Annotated in this window: 14 protein-coding genes; 8 read left to right on the top strand and 6 right to left on the bottom strand. The window is 75.0% G+C overall.

Annotated features, from left to right (window positions below):
• Positions 1-265: 265 nt before the first annotated feature.
• Both ABZ249_RS08785 and ABZ249_RS08780 read left to right on the top strand, forming a co-directional pair.
• Positions 266-1,306: an iron-siderophore ABC transporter substrate-binding protein gene (locus tag ABZ249_RS08785; protein WP_355259293.1), complete on the top strand. Its 1,041-nt coding sequence runs from the start codon at positions 266-268 to the stop codon at positions 1,304-1,306.
• Positions 1,307-1,378: 72 nt separating this feature from the next.
• Positions 1,379-2,149 (top strand): DUF1963 domain-containing protein, encoded by a 771-nt coding sequence (locus ABZ249_RS08780; RefSeq protein WP_355259290.1) that lies wholly within the window; start codon positions 1,379-1,381, stop codon positions 2,147-2,149.
• A 79-nt stretch (positions 2,150-2,228) separates the two neighbouring features.
• Here the strand turns inward: ABZ249_RS08780 and ABZ249_RS08775 are convergent, their stop codons facing one another.
• Both ABZ249_RS08775 and ABZ249_RS08770 read right to left on the bottom strand, forming a co-directional pair.
• Positions 2,229-3,023 (bottom strand): helix-turn-helix transcriptional regulator, encoded by a 795-nt coding sequence (locus ABZ249_RS08775; protein ID WP_355259287.1) that lies wholly within the window; start codon positions 3,021-3,023, stop codon positions 2,229-2,231.
• 48 nt (positions 3,024-3,071) lie between these two features.
• A complete protein-coding gene (locus ABZ249_RS08770) occupies positions 3,072-3,485 on the bottom strand; it encodes a hypothetical protein (protein ID WP_355259284.1) in 414 nt (137 codons plus the stop codon).
• Between the two features lie 392 nt (positions 3,486-3,877).
• Between ABZ249_RS08770 and ABZ249_RS08765 the strand changes: the two genes are divergently transcribed.
• The gene (locus ABZ249_RS08765; protein WP_355259281.1) at positions 3,878-4,357 is read left to right on the top strand and encodes a hypothetical protein; all 480 of its coding nucleotides are present in this window, start codon (positions 3,878-3,880) and stop codon (positions 4,355-4,357) included.
• 98 nt (positions 4,358-4,455) lie between these two features.
• The gene (locus ABZ249_RS08760) at positions 4,456-5,091 is read left to right on the top strand and encodes a DUF305 domain-containing protein (RefSeq protein ID WP_355259278.1); all 636 of its coding nucleotides are present in this window, start codon (positions 4,456-4,458) and stop codon (positions 5,089-5,091) included.
• 118 nt (positions 5,092-5,209) lie between these two features.
• Here ABZ249_RS08760 and ABZ249_RS08755 read toward each other — a convergent pair whose 3' ends face one another.
• On the bottom strand, positions 5,210-5,455 hold the full coding sequence (locus ABZ249_RS08755) for an alcohol dehydrogenase catalytic domain-containing protein (RefSeq protein ID WP_355259275.1): 246 nt from the start codon (positions 5,453-5,455) through the stop codon (positions 5,210-5,212).
• Between the two features lie 338 nt (positions 5,456-5,793).
• Here ABZ249_RS08755 and ABZ249_RS08750 point away from each other — a divergent pair, with 338 nt between their 5' ends.
• The 3 genes from ABZ249_RS08750 to ABZ249_RS08740 all read left to right on the top strand — a co-directional run bounded on the left by ABZ249_RS08750 (position 5,794) and on the right by ABZ249_RS08740 (position 9,452).
• Entirely contained in the window at positions 5,794-7,083 is a 1,290-nt protein-coding gene (locus tag ABZ249_RS08750; protein WP_355259272.1) for an Ig-like domain-containing protein, read from the top strand.
• Between the two features lie 222 nt (positions 7,084-7,305).
• On the top strand, positions 7,306-7,884 hold the full coding sequence (locus ABZ249_RS08745) for a dihydrofolate reductase family protein (RefSeq protein ID WP_355259269.1): 579 nt from the start codon (positions 7,306-7,308) through the stop codon (positions 7,882-7,884).
• Between the two features lie 281 nt (positions 7,885-8,165).
• Positions 8,166-9,452, top strand: coding sequence for a DUF3500 domain-containing protein (locus ABZ249_RS08740; RefSeq protein WP_355259266.1), 1,287 nt, complete (start codon positions 8,166-8,168; stop codon positions 9,450-9,452).
• 89 nt (positions 9,453-9,541) lie between these two features.
• On the opposite strand, the gene ABZ249_RS08735 is transcribed toward ABZ249_RS08740, so the two are convergent.
• On the bottom strand, positions 9,542-10,312 hold the full coding sequence (locus ABZ249_RS08735; RefSeq protein ID WP_355259263.1) for an isocitrate lyase/phosphoenolpyruvate mutase family protein: 771 nt from the start codon (positions 10,310-10,312) through the stop codon (positions 9,542-9,544).
• Positions 10,313-10,504: 192 nt separating this feature from the next.
• Positions 10,505-10,927, bottom strand: coding sequence for a CPCC family cysteine-rich protein (locus tag ABZ249_RS08730; RefSeq protein WP_355259260.1), 423 nt, complete (start codon positions 10,925-10,927; stop codon positions 10,505-10,507).
• Positions 10,928-11,186: 259 nt separating this feature from the next.
• Between ABZ249_RS08730 and ABZ249_RS08725 the strand changes: the two genes are divergently transcribed.
• The gene (locus ABZ249_RS08725) at positions 11,187-11,453 is read left to right on the top strand and encodes a BON domain-containing protein (protein ID WP_220561636.1); all 267 of its coding nucleotides are present in this window, start codon (positions 11,187-11,189) and stop codon (positions 11,451-11,453) included.
• Between the two features lie 33 nt (positions 11,454-11,486).
• Here the strand turns inward: ABZ249_RS08725 and gndA are convergent, their stop codons facing one another.
• Positions 11,487-12,926 carry an NADP-dependent phosphogluconate dehydrogenase gene (gene gndA, locus ABZ249_RS08720; RefSeq protein ID WP_355259257.1) on the bottom strand — a complete coding sequence of 480 codons (1,440 nt, stop codon included), beginning with the start codon at positions 12,924-12,926 and terminating at the stop codon, positions 11,487-11,489.
• Positions 12,927-13,139: the final 213 nt, after the last annotated feature.

Here is a 13,139-nt window from a genome sequence, read left to right as displayed (position 1 = left end):
CGGTCCTTTCGGGCGCGGCCGGGCGGCCGCACCCGGAGTGGTTCCCCCGTCGGGGTCCGGGCATGGCCCGCGGACGGTGTCTTGACCCGGCCGTGTCCGGCGCTTGGGGCGGACCCGAGTGCCCGGCCCCGCGCCAGGTCGGCCCGGCGCGGCCGGTGGGGATGGCGGGTCCGATGGGGATGGCGAGGGCTGGGCTGTTGCGCGGTGGGGCGGGGTGGTGTTAGGCAAGGCTGACCGAATCGCCCCCCTTCCCCCGGAGGTCGCCGTGCCCCACCCCTCCCTCAGCCGACGCGCCCTGCTGGCCGGTACCGCGGGCGCGCTGGGGCTGGCCGCGGCCGGCTGCGGCCGGGGCCGCGACGACGCGGACCCGGGCGCGTCCGCGGGCCGCGGCGGGTACCCGCTGACCGTGGAGCACAGGTTCGGCGCCACCGAGATCCCCGCCGAACCCCAGCGGATCGTCACCGTGGGCCTGACCGACGTGGACGCCGTGCTGGCCCTGGGCGCGGGCCCGCGGCTGGTGGGCGTCACCAACTTCTACGAGGAGTTCGCCCACGGGGTCTGGCCGTGGGCGCAGGGCTCGCTGGGCGGGGCCGCGCCGGAGGTGATGCCGCGGCCGGAGGGCGACCGGCCCGACCTGGAGCTCATCGCCACCCTGGAACCGGATCTGATCGTCGGGCTGTACAGCGGCCTGACGCAGGAGGACTACGACGCCCTGTCGGTGCTGGCGCCCACGGTCGCCCAGCTCGGCGACTTCCCCGACTGGGGTGCGCCCTGGGACGAGATGACGCTGGCGATCGGCCGGGCGCTGGACCGGGAGGAGGAGGCCGCCGGGCTCGTCGCCGGGGTGGAGGCGCGGTTCGCCGAGATGAGCGCGGCCCACCCGCGGTTCCAGGGGGCCGGAGCCGTGGTCGCCGAGCGGTTCGACCGGACCTTCGTGGTGCGCTCCCCCACCGACCCGCGCACGCGGTTCCTGGAGGCGCTGGGGTTCGAGTCGCCGGCGGAGATCGCCGAGCTGACCGGGGACTCCGACGCCGCCCCGCTGCCGGAGGAGGACTTCGAGCTGCTCGACCGCGACCTGCTGCTGTGGAACGCCGGGTTCAGCCCGGGGCTGCGCGAGGACCTGGCCGACCACCGGGTGTACCAGAGCCTGGACGTGGCGGCGCAGGGGCGCGCGCTCATCGTGGACGACGTGGTGGTGTCGGGCGCGCTGACCTGGAGCACGGTGCTGAGCCTGCCGTACGCACTGGAGCAGCTGGTCCCGCGCATCGCCGCCGCCGTCGACGGCGACCCGGACACACCCGCCTGAGCAGGGCGCCCGCCACCGCGACCGCCACCGCTACGGTGCGGAGTGTCCCCCGGCTGCGGCAGCATGTCCGGTATGAACCCCTCCCAGGCATACCGCGACAGAGCGCGCGAAGCGGGCGTCCCCGAACACGCCATCGACCTGGCGCTGAGCCTCGTCCTGCCCCAGACCGAGCTCAGCCCCTCGAACAGGGACGGCGGCGCCCCGGTCGGGCGGTACGGCGGCCTCCCCTCGCTTCCCGAGGGCGTGGAGTGGGACAACGGCCTGGACCTGGTCGCGACCGTCGACTGCGCCGCCCTCCCCCCGGACGGCTGCCACCTCCCGCTGCCGCGCGAGGGCCACCTGTTGTTCTTCACCGACAGGACCGACCCCGACTGCCAGACGTCGAGGCAGGTCTCCGACTCCGTGGTCTACGTCCCCGCGGGGACGCCCACGACCGAGCGCGCACTCCCCGAGGACGGCAGCGCCCTCCCCGTCATCGAACCGCGCCCTCTCTACGCCCGGGTCGTCCCGAGCCTGCCGACGAGCGCCGACGACGCGGTCCTCTCCGACCCGGAGACCGCGCGCCTCTACGAGGAGTACCGACTGGAGGACCACGGCCACCGGACGGTGGAGTGGGAGGACGGCATCATCCTGGGCGGATACGCCTACTCGCCGCAGGACCCGCCCATCATGGACTCCTCCCCCGAGGACGAGAAGGGGGGCTGGGTGCTGCTGGCCCAGGCCCAGCTGGACATGCCCGAGGACCCCGGGATCGTGGCGTGCCCGTTCTGGATCATCCAGCGCGACGAGCTCCGGGCCCGGAACTTCGCGGCGGCGGAAATGGTGATGTGGTCCTACCACTGAGGCGGCCCCGGGGTCCCGCGTCCCGGCCCGGAGGGTGATCCGGAGCCGGGAACCGGGGCCGAACTCCGGAGGCCCGGGGTCAGGCGGGGGCGCGGACGGCGCCCAGGGCCCGGGCCGTCGCGTCGTCGGCCGGGAAGAACGACTCGATGGCGAGCTCGGAGACGGTGACGTCCAGCGGGGTGCCGAACGTCGCCACCGTGGACAGGAACGACAGCTCCCGCCCGCCCAGGCGCAGCCGCAGGGGCACCGCGATGGGCGGCGTCTCGCGGGGCGGCCCCGGGTCGCCGCCCGGGTAGGCGGCCAGTTCCCGGTAGAGCCCGGCCAGGCCGGCGTCGCCGGACCAGTCGGCCTGGAGGCGCAGCCGGTGCAGCAGGTGCGCCCGCCACTGGTCGAGGTTGACGATGGCGGGCGCCATGCCGCGCGGGTGCAGGCCCAGCCGCAGCACGTTCACGGGCGGGGCCAGCAGGTCGGGATCGACCGCCTCCAGGAACAGGCCGATCCCGGTATTGGCCTCGATGAGGGTCCAGTCGCGGTCGACGACCACCGCCGGATACGGGTCGTGCCCGGCCAGGATCCGGCGGACGGCCTCCCGCACCGGGCCCATGTCGGCGTCGTCCAGCGGGCGTTCGGCGAAGACCGGGGCGTACCCCGCGGCGAGCAGCAGCCGGTTGCGCTCGCGCAGGGGGATGTCCAGGCACTCGGCCAGCCGCAGGATCATCTCGCGGCCCGGGCGGGAGCGGCCGGTCTCCACGAAGCTCAGGTGGCGGGCGGAGACCCCGGCACGCAGCGACAGCTCCAGCTGGCTGAGCCTGCGGCGGCCGCGCCACTCCCTGAGGAGCCCGCCGGCCTCCGCGCGCTCGGTCGTCCCGGTCACTCCGCCCCCTTCCCCGGTTGCTGCGGACCACCTTAGACGGGCGGTGCGTCAGGCCAGGTCCGCGCGGCCCAGAGCGACGGCCTCCAGGGCGGCCAGCCCGGCGACGGCGCCCGCCTGCACCAGCAGGAACGCCGTGCCGAACCCGTTCGGGTCGACCAGGACGCCCAGGCCCAGGGCCCCGGTGGCCGCGACCCAGACGGCGTTGATCGCGATGACGGCCCGCACCGCCGCGCGGGTCAGGCCGCGCCCCGAGGCCAGCAGGGCCAGCCAGGCGCCGAAGCCCAACAGGAAGACCCCCGCCGGGACGAGCAGGGCGGCGGGCAGGGCGAGCAGGCCCGGCAGCCACGGGGAGGCGGCGGTGAGCAGCGCTCCGGCGGCGAGGCAGGTGGCGGCGTCGGTGCCCAGCAGCAGGCGCAGCGGCCGGGTGGCGGAGGCGGTGGCGGGAGCGGTACGGGTGGTCATGGTGGTTCCCCTTCCGGGTCGTGTCCGTCGACACCACCGAGCATCCCGGCCGGAGGGAAGGGCGTCGATTACCTCTCGGGTAATGGAGGGCGCGAACAGCCCTGTTGAACTGCGCGAACACGAATCAGATCCGTTGCGCGAAGGTGCGGCGGGAGGGGTCCGCGTGAGCGGTCCCGGCGGGACGGAGGGGCGGTCGGCCGGAGAGGGCGCCCCACGGCCGGGGTGGGAACGAGGGCGTCCGGGCGGGGAGACGGCATCCGGAAGCGGCTCCCCACAGAGGTGGGGAGGGAAGGCGGCGCCCAGGTGCAGCGCTCATGGGCACGGGGGGCGGCACGGGCGCCCTGGAGGCGACCCCGATACCCCTACCTGGTTGGGGAATGTAGACTGCCGCCGTGACCGCGACGACGCAGCGACCCGCCTTCGCCCCGGGGCTCTCCCCGTGGGTGCGGGCGCTGCTGCTCGCGGTGCTGCTGGCCGCCTTCGGTGCCATGCACACGCTCGGCCACGCCGACCACGGGGGCCGCGGCCACGGTGCCGCGCACGCGGCACCCGCCGCCCAGGCGGCGCACGGTGCGCACCCCGCGCCCGCCGCCCACACGGCGCCCGTCGCGCACACCCTCTCCGGGGCACACGTGGAGCCGGTCCTGGAGACCGCCTCCTCCGCGCTGCCGGAGCTGGACCCCACGTCGGTGTGCCCCACGCTCGCCGGCCCCGGGCTGCCGTGGGCCGGGCTCGCCGCAACGGCCTTCACGCCCTGGCCCGGGCCGCCCGCGCCCGCCGCCGCGACCGGTGCCCTGCGCGGCGACGACCCGCCGTCGGTGGCCGCCGGGAAGCGTCCGGTCCTCTCCGATCTCCAGGTGTTCCGTATATAGGATCCGCGCGGGCGCCGGACGGTCCCGCGCGGCCGCTCCGCGCCCGCCTCTCGCCGATACACGGAGAACACCCACAGACGAGAGGAAGCGAGGTCGCCATGACCTTCGTGAACCGTGCCCTCAAGGGCACCGCCGCCGCACTCTTCGCCGCACTGGCCCTGGCCGCCTGCGGCACCGACGACGCCCCGGCCGACCCCCGGGAGCCGGCCGCGCAGGAGAGCGCCGCGGAGTTCAACGACGCCGACGTGCACTTCGCGCAGATGATGATCCCGCACCACGAGCAGGCCGTGGCCATGGCCGACCTGGCGCAGACCCGCGCCGGGGAGGAGGTCTCCGACCTGGCCGAGCGCATCCGCGACGCCCAGGGGCCCGAGATCGAGCAGATGACCGGGCTGCTGGAGTCCTGGGGCGCGGACACCTCCCCGGAGGGGATGGAGCACTCGGACGGGATGATGGAGGGCATGCTCTCCGAGGAGCAGATGGCCGATCTGGAGTCCGCCGAGGGCGAGGAGTTCGACCGCCTGTTCCTGGAGCACATGATCGCCCACCACGAGGGCGCGGTGGCGATGGCCGAGGCCGAGCTGGCCGAGGGGGTCGACCCCGAGGCCCGCGCGCTGGCGCAGGAGATCGTGGACGCGCAGGAGGAGGAGATCGCGGAGATGCAGGGGATGCTGGGCACCGGGCCCGCCCCGGACGCGCCCTCCGGGTCCCCCGAGGGGCACGAGGGGCACTGATCCGCCCGTGCGGGGCCCGGCGTGCCACCGGCGCGCCGGGCCCCGCCCACCCGGTCCCCTCCAGGACCGGTCCCGCACAGCCGGTCGGCGTCCCGGGCGCCCGCGAACCGGCCCGCCTTCAAGTCCTCCAGCGCTCTGGGCGCCTCCTCGTATCCGATGATGTCCGCGCATGACAGCGGCGCCGGGTCGCGGTCACCGTTCCCGTCCGGCAAGGGGTGCGCGCAGGCGGCCGGGGCACGGCGTACCCGGCGTAGCCGCCGTCGGCGTCCCAGCCGGTGTAGCGGGAGTCCGGGCACAGGTTCTCGGCGCCGCGGAGGCAGGGCTGGCAGCGGCCGCAGGTGTGCCGCAGCCAGGCGGCGTCCACGCGTTCGCCCGCCCGGGGCGCGGTGACGTCCTCCCCGTCGCGGCGACCTCGCCGACGGCCTCGCGCCCGGGCACCACCCGGGGCCAGTACACCGGCAGGCCCCCGGCCACGTGCGGGGCGGTGCGGCACATCCCGCAGGCCGGCACCCGCACCTCTCCGGGGCCGGGCAGCGTACCCGGCGCAGCGGTCCGCCTTCCGCCCCGGTCGTTCCCGCCGGGGGTCGGGGCGCTCCGGCTGTGAGCGAAATATGCCCCGGGATGCCCCGTATGAGCGAACCTTTTCCGGGGACGGGAGTCTTATAGGACACCAGCGTTCTAAGGAAACGAGGACCCACAGTGATGGGCACGATCCCCCCGTCGGCTCCGGGCCGGTTCGGCATCGCTCTGGCGGCGCTCGCGCTCGCGGCGACCGCCTGCACCTCCTCGGGCGGAGGCGACGACCCCGGCGGTTCGGGCTCCGAGGCCGCGGTCCTCACCATCGCCCCCGAGGCCGGCGCGGAGGCCGTCGCCCCGAACACACCGGTCACCGTCACCGCGGAGAACGGGACCATCTCCGAGGTCACGGTCGACCAGGTGGTCCCCGGCCAGGCCGAAGACGAGGCCTCCCCCTTCGAGATGACCGGCACCCTCAGCGAGGACGGCACCGCCTGGACCGCCGACTGGAACCTGGCCCCCGGCGCCGACGTGACCGTCACCGCCACCGCGGAGAACGCGGACGGCGAGCCCACCGAACTGGTGCACGAGTTCACCACCGAGGCGGCGGTCGAGGGGCAGCGCCTGGAGCTGAGCCACAACTTCCCCACCTCGGGTGAGACCGTGGGCGTGGGCATGCCGATCACCATCGGGTTCGATCTCCCGGTCACCGAGAAGACCGCGGTGGAGAACTCCCTCAAGGTGGTCTCCGAGCAGGGCGTGGCGGGGTCGTGGCGGTGGCTCGACGACAAGACCGTCGTGTTCCGGCCCGAGACCTACTGGGAGCCGTACCAGCAGGTGAGCGTGGAGATGCACCTGGCGGGCGTGCGGGCCGCCGAGGGGGTGTACGGGGTGCGGGACCACCGCCTGGAGTTCGAGATCGGCCGCGAGCTGCGCATGGACATGAACGTGCCCGACCACGAGATGGTCGTCACCGTCGACGGCGAGGAGGTGCGCACCATCCCGGTGAGCAACGGCGACGGGACGTCGAACTTCTCCACCACCAGCAGCGGCGTCCACGTGCTCATGGAGCGGTACGAGACGCTGCTCATGGACTCCGACACGGTCGAACTGCCCGCGGGGCGCAACGGGTACAGCACCACGGTGCAGTACGCGGTGCGGACGTCCAACAGCGGCGAGTTCGTCCACGAGGCGTCCTACAACGGCAACATCGGCAGCGCCAACACCTCCAACGGGTGCACCAACCTGCGGATGGACGACGCCCGGTGGTTCTTCGAGAACACCCTGATGGGCGACGTCCTGGAGACCACCGGGACCGACCGCGTCAAGGAGTGGGACAACGGCTGGGGCTACTGGCAGCTGAGCTGGGACGAGTGGCTGGCCGAGAGCGCCACGGGCGAGCCGCAGGTCACCGACGGCTCCAACCCGCCGGGGTCGCCGTTCGGCGCGCAGGACGACGAAGCGGACGAGGAGTAGGCGCGAACGCCTCCGGGGGCGCGGGCCGATCCGGGCCCGCGCCCCCGCCGTCCTCCCGCCGGGCCGGGGGCTCCGGGAAGCGGGCGGGCACGGCGCCCCGGCGGCCCTCGGGGCACGGGCCCGGGAGATGGCGGGGATCCGGGGCGTCGAGCACGATGAGTTCCGCGGCGGAGCCTGGTCGGTACCACCGACACGTCGTCGAACGAACGCGAGGAGAGCGCCATGACCGCCACCTACACCTGGGACGTCTTCTCCACCCTTGACGGCTACGGCTCCTACGGCCCCGACGGGGACTGGGGAGGGTACTGGGGCAAGCAGGGACCGGAGTTCCTCGCCGACCGCCGCGCCGTGCTCGGCGCGGACCAGCGCCTGGTCCTCGGGGCGACCACCTTCCGGCAGTTCACGGAGCTGCTGGGCCCGATCCCCGAGGCCGACATCGACCCGGTGAACGCCCGGATGCGGAGCATGCCGACCACGGTGGTGTCGACGACGCTCACCGGCCCCCTGGACTGGCCGGACGCGACCCTCGCGGCCGGTGACGCCGTGGACGTGGTCGCCCGGCTCAAGGAGGAGTCCGGGGTGCCGCTGCGCTCGCACGGCAGCCTGTCGATGAACCGGGCGCTGATGGCCGCCGGGCTCGTCGACCTCCTCCAGGTGACGCTCTTCCCCGTGGTCAGCGGCCGGACCGGGACCGGCCGGATCTTCGAGGGGGCGGCCGACTTCGACCTCGAACTGGTGGCGAGCCGGACGTTCGACGGCCGTATCCAGGAGCTCGTCTACCGGCCCGCCCTGCACGGCTGAGAGGCGGGCACAGCCGTTCCGGGCCGCGGGGCGCCGCCGTGGCGCGGAGCACACGGTGGCGCCCGTCTCCCCGCCCTGTGACGGGCGTCCCCTCCGGCGTGCGCCCGGGAGGACGGCCGCGGCGGCGCCGCGGCCGTGTTCCAGCAGGCGAGGGGGCGGCCTCCGGGGCCCTGCGGGCCCCGGGCCGGGTACGGGCGGTGCGGCGCGGAGACCCGCCGTTCCCGCGCTTCTCACGGTCGGCGCTCAGGGAACTCCCAGGTCCGCTTCCTACCGTCGTGTCCATGACGAACACCACCGACCAGAGAACCGCGCGTGCCCGGCGCCGGCCGGCGCGCACGAAGAAGGCATGGATCGCGGCGGCCCTGTCGGCGGTCCTCGTGCTCGGCGGGTGCGCCGCCACGGGCTCCGCCGACGGGGCCCCGGCCGCGACCACGTCCTCGACGGCGGACGCGGCGGCCCCGGCCTCGACGCGCGAGGAGACGGTCACCGGCACCGCGGCCGCCGCCCAGGCGTTCATGGAGACGCTGTCGGACGAGCAGCGCGAGCAACTGCTTTACGCCTACGACGACGAGTCCAAGACCACGACGTGGTCGAACTTCCCGGTCACGTTCGTCGACCGGGCCGGGCTGGACCTGGACGACCTGACCGGGAAGCAGCGGGCGGCGGCCATGGAGGTCCTCGAAGCGCTGCTGAGCGAGGAGGGGTACGAGACCGTCACCGGCATCATGGGCGGCGATGAGTTCCTGTTGGAGAACAGCTCCAGCACCGAGGACTCGCTGGGGCGGTACTACATCGCCTTCTTCGGCGACCCCTCCGACACCGGCGCGTGGCAGGTGCAGTTCGGCGGGCACCACCTGGGCCTGAACGCCACGCTGGACGGCTCCGACGACTCGGTCACGTTCGCACCCACGCACCTGGGCTCCCAGCCCGCGGTCTACACGAACGAGGAGGGCGAGGAGGTCCAGCCGCTCGCGGGCATGTACGAGACGGCCTTCGCCTTCTACGACAGCCTGACCGAGGAGCAGAAGGCCGACCTGTACCAGGGGTCGGAGGTCCGGAACCTGACCTGCGCGCCCGGCGGGACCTGCTCGTACCCGACGGGGACCGGTCTGGCCGGGGCGGACCTGACCGACGAGCAGAAGCAACTGCTCCTGGACGTGGTCGCGAACTGGGTCGGCTTGGCGGACGAGGAGACCACGGCCGCGGCCCTGGCCGAGATCGAGGCGACCCTGGACGAGACCTACGTGAACTGGTCCGGGGCCACCGAGTACGACATGTCCCGGGGCGACGGCATCTACTTCCAGATCTCGGGGCCGGACGTCTACGTGGAGTTCGCCGACCAGCAGGGGTCGGCGGGCGCCGACGTGGACGGGTACACCACGTCCGGGTGGGGCCACATCCACACCGTCTACCGCGACCCCGCCAACGACTACGCCGGCAGCGTCACCCAGCAGGAGGCGACCGGCATGGGTGGGCCCGGGGAGGGCGACCCTGGAGAGGGCGGGCCCGGAACGGGCGAGCCGCCCTCCGGGGCCCCGGGGGACGGTGCGCCCGGCGACGAGGGGTGACCGGCGGCGGAGCCGTGTTCCACCCGGGCGGGGGGCGACGGGGGTCCGACCCCCTCGCCGCCCGCCCGGCGCGGGGGCTCCCGGCCGGACTACTCCGCGGGCGGGGCGTCCCCGGCGAGGGCCTGCACGTCCGCGTAGGAGACGGCGCCGGGCAGCGGCAGCCCGTCGCGGACGGCCAGGGCTGTGTCCACGGCGCGACCGAGGGCGGCCCGATAGAGCAGGGAGCCGGTGCTGACCCGGGCCACGCCCAGCTCCCCCAGCCGGCGGAGGTCGAGCGCCGGGGTGGCCAGGACGTTGAGGGGCAGGGCGATCTCGACGGCGACGGCCTCGATGGCGCCGGGGTCCGCGAGCCCGGGCGCGAACACGCCGTCCGCCCCCGCCTCGGCGTAGGCCGCGAGCCGGGCGAGCGTGTCGTCGAGGTCGGTGCCGCCGAGCCAGTGGACGTCGGTGCGGGCGTTGACGAAGACGGCGGGGGCCGCCTCCTTGACGGCGGCGATCTTGCGGGCGGCCGCCTCGGGGGCGATCAGCTCCCCGCGGGTGCTGTCCTCGATGTTCACCCCGTCGACGCCCAGTCCGGCGACGAACTCGGCGACGGCGGCCGGGTCGTCGGAGAACCCGTCCTCGATGTCGACGGTCAGGTACCGGCCCAGGCGCGCGCCGACCAGGTCGCGGGCGAGGCGGGCGGTGGCCTCCCCGCCGCTGCGGGAGGCGTCGGCCAGGCCGTGCGCGGCGGCCACGCCCAGGCTGGTGGTGCCGACCGCGGGGAAGCCCTCGCGGGCGAGCAGCCGGGCCGAGGCGACGTCCCAGGCGTTGGGCAGCACGAACGGTCGGCCGGGCCGGTGGAGATCTGCGAACGTCACGGGGCGCGCACCTCTCTGCGGATGGTTCCTGCTGCGGTACCGGCCATGCTAGACGGCGGGGCCGGCGCTCCCCCGCACCACCGCCGCCGGACGCTCAGGCGTCGGGGCGCGCGACAGTACATGGACGCCCCCCGGGGGGCCCGTCGACGGCGGCCACGGCGGCGTCGAAGAGCGTGCGGGGGTCGGTCAGGGTCATGGGGTCTCTCCGTGGTGGGGGCCTCTCCGCCAGTGGCCGAAGCCGGGGCGCCACCAGTACAGCTCGGTGCGGTCGGCGGGCCAGGGCACGCGGGGGTCGGCGGCGAGCTCGATGTCGTCGATGAGCAGGTCGATGTGGCGGAACCCCCGGTCGCGCACGTCGTGCTCCGTCGCGGGCCGGGCGTGGGCGCGTCCGGCCTCGCGGGACACGCCGTGGGCGGCGTAGTGGCGCTGGGCCTCCAGCAGCGACGACCGGTTCGCGCCTCCCCCGGACAGCGGCCACCGCAGCTGGACGGGGTCGTCCTGCCAGCGGCAGATCGGGCAGATGCCGTGCCCTCCGGGCCCGTCCCCGTGCACGAGGTACCCGCAGCACGGGCACGGCCACGGCCCGGGCCCGGGTGGGCGGGGCTCGGGGGGCATGGGGGCGCTCGCTTTCGGTCGGGGGTCGCAGCGTACCGCCGGGGGCGGGAGGGCGGCGAGGAGCCGGACCGAAAGGGGGCGCTCAGCAGGGCCGAATCCCGGGTCCCGTCGGGCGCGGGGCAGGGACGAAACACCACAGAGAACCACGAAGCTCCGCCCCCGGCGGGGCGCGGCGGGTGGGCTCTTGGCTCCGGCCGCCGGTGACCAGGAGGATGTCCGAAGCAGGGCGCACGCCCGCGAGGAGAGGAAGGGGACCGCGATGGCCGGTGCCACACGGAGCGCGCTTTCGGACCGACTCATCGGCTCCAAGATCCGCGGGGATCTGGCCGAGCGACTGGGCCTGCCCGAGGAGGCGATCTCGGTCGAGAGCACCGGGGGCCGCGTGACCTTGTCCTCGGTCCTGCCGGTCACCGAGGAGCAGCGGCGCGAGGCGATCGAGATCGCCGCCGCCACCCACGGGGTGACCGGCGTGTCCGCCGAGGGCCTGGACGTGGAGCGGGCCCCGCGGCAGCGTTCCGCCGACTGACGCCGCGGGGCCGGGCCCGGAGGCCGGGGCGCCTCAGCCCTCGACCTCGGAGCGGTCGCCGCCCCAGAGGGTGTGGAAGACCCCCTCGCGGTCGGTGCGGCGGTAGGTGTGCGCGCCGAAGTAGTCCCGCTGGCCCTGGGTGAGGGCGGCGGGCAGCCGGTCCGCGCGCATCCCGTCGTAGTACGCCAGCGCCGCGGCGAACCCCGGCACCGGCACCCCCTCGGCGACGGCGAGGGACACGACGGACCGCCAGTCGTCCTGGGCCCGGCCGATCTCCCGCGCGAACTCCGCGTCCGACAGCAGCGACACCAGTCCCGGGTCGGCCTCGTAGGCGGCCGTGATCCGGTCCAGGAACGCGGCCCGGATGATGCAGCCGCCGCGCCAGATCCGGGCCACCGCGCCCGCGTCGATCCCCCAGCCGTACTCCGCGCTCGCGGCGGCGATCTGGTGGAACCCCTGCGTGTACGACACGATCTTGGACGCGTACAGCGCCTGCTCCACCCGGTCGGCGAACGCCTCGGCCCGCTCCGGCGGCAGCGGCCGGGCCGTCGGCCCCGGCAGCCCGCGGGAGGCGGCGCGCAGGTCGGCGTGGCCCGACAACGACCGGGCGAACACCGCCTCGGCGATCCCCGACACGGGGACGCCCAGGTCCAGGGCGGTCTGCACCGTCCAGCGGCCGGTGCCCTTCTGCTCGGCCCGGTCCTGGACCACGTCCACGAAGGGCTTCCCGGTGGCGGCGTCCACGTGGGAGAGCACCTCGGCGGTGATCTCGATGAGATAGGAGTCGAGGCGGCCGGTGTTCCAGCGCCGGAACACGTCGGCGATCCGCGCCGGGTCGTACCCCGCGATGTCGCGCAGCAGCTGGTAGGCCTCGCCGATGAGCTGCATGTCGGCGTACTCGATGCCGTTGTGCACCATCTTGACGAAGTGCCCGGCGCCGTCGGGGCCGACGTGGGTGACGCAGGGCGCGCCGTCGTCGGCCCTGGCGGCGATCCTCTCCAGCATCGGGCCCAGGGCCTCGTAGGACTCCGCGGACCCGCCGGGCATGATGCTGGGCCCGTTCAGTGCGCCCTCCTCGCCGCCGGAGACCCCGGTGCCGACGAAGTGGATGCCGCGCTCGCGCAGTTCGCGCTCGCGGCGCCGGGTGTCGGCGAAGTGCGCGTTGCCGCCGTCGACGATCATGTCGCCGGGTTCCAGCAGCGGGGCGAACTCGGCGATCACCGCGTCGGTGGGCTCGCCCGCCTTGACCATGACGACGAGGCGGCGCGGCCGCTCCAGGGCCGCCACGAACTCCTCGGCGGTCTCCGTCGCGACGAAGTCGCCTTCGCCGCCGAACTCCTCGACGAGGGCGCGGGTGCGCGCCGCCGTCCGGTTGTGCACGGCCACCGTGTAGCCGTTGCGCGCGAAGTTGCGTGCGAGGTTGCGCCCCATCACCGCGAGGCCTGTGACACCGATCTGAGCCGTACTGCCCATGTTCGTCCGCTCCTGGACCGAGAACCCGAATCCTCTCGACGGAGCGCCGCCCGGCGGGCCGTGGCGCGATCCGCCCGTACCCCTGGGACCCTACAAGCGCCCGCCGCCGCGGCGCGGTGTCCACGCGCCGGTGGCCCGGTGTGAAACGCCGCCGGAGCCGGGGCGCCGGACCGCCCTCGTGGCGATCGGCGCCCGGATCGCGCAGGATGGGTG

This window comes from Nocardiopsis sp. NPDC006139 (assembly GCF_040614155.1).
In the GTDB taxonomy this organism is placed as follows: domain Bacteria; phylum Actinomycetota; class Actinomycetes; order Streptosporangiales; family Streptosporangiaceae; genus Nocardiopsis; species Nocardiopsis changdeensis.
The sequence above is the reverse complement of the archived record's forward strand: the minus strand, read 5'-3'. Positions and strand labels throughout refer to the sequence as shown.

Excerpts from the sequence above, each read along its gene's own strand:
- ABZ249_RS08780 (WP_355259290.1), top strand. The coding sequence starts at position 1,379 with ATGAACCCCTCCCAGGCATACCGCGACAGAGCGCGCGAAGCGGGCGTC.
- ABZ249_RS08770 (WP_355259284.1), bottom strand. The coding sequence starts at position 3,485 with ATGACCACCCGTACCGCTCCCGCCACCGCCTCCGCCACCCGGCCGCTG.
- ABZ249_RS08760 (WP_355259278.1), top strand. The coding sequence starts at position 4,456 with ATGACCTTCGTGAACCGTGCCCTCAAGGGCACCGCCGCCGCACTCTTC.
- ABZ249_RS08750 (WP_355259272.1), top strand. The coding sequence starts at position 5,794 with ATGGGCACGATCCCCCCGTCGGCTCCGGGCCGGTTCGGCATCGCTCTG.
- ABZ249_RS08745 (WP_355259269.1), top strand. The coding sequence starts at position 7,306 with ATGACCGCCACCTACACCTGGGACGTCTTCTCCACCCTTGACGGCTAC.
- ABZ249_RS08740 (WP_355259266.1), top strand. The coding sequence starts at position 8,166 with ATGACGAACACCACCGACCAGAGAACCGCGCGTGCCCGGCGCCGGCCG.
- ABZ249_RS08730 (WP_355259260.1), bottom strand. The coding sequence starts at position 10,927 with ATGCCCCCCGAGCCCCGCCCACCCGGGCCCGGGCCGTGGCCGTGCCCG.
- ABZ249_RS08725 (WP_220561636.1), top strand. The coding sequence starts at position 11,187 with ATGGCCGGTGCCACACGGAGCGCGCTTTCGGACCGACTCATCGGCTCC.
- gndA (WP_355259257.1), bottom strand. The coding sequence starts at position 12,926 with ATGGGCAGTACGGCTCAGATCGGTGTCACAGGCCTCGCGGTGATGGGG.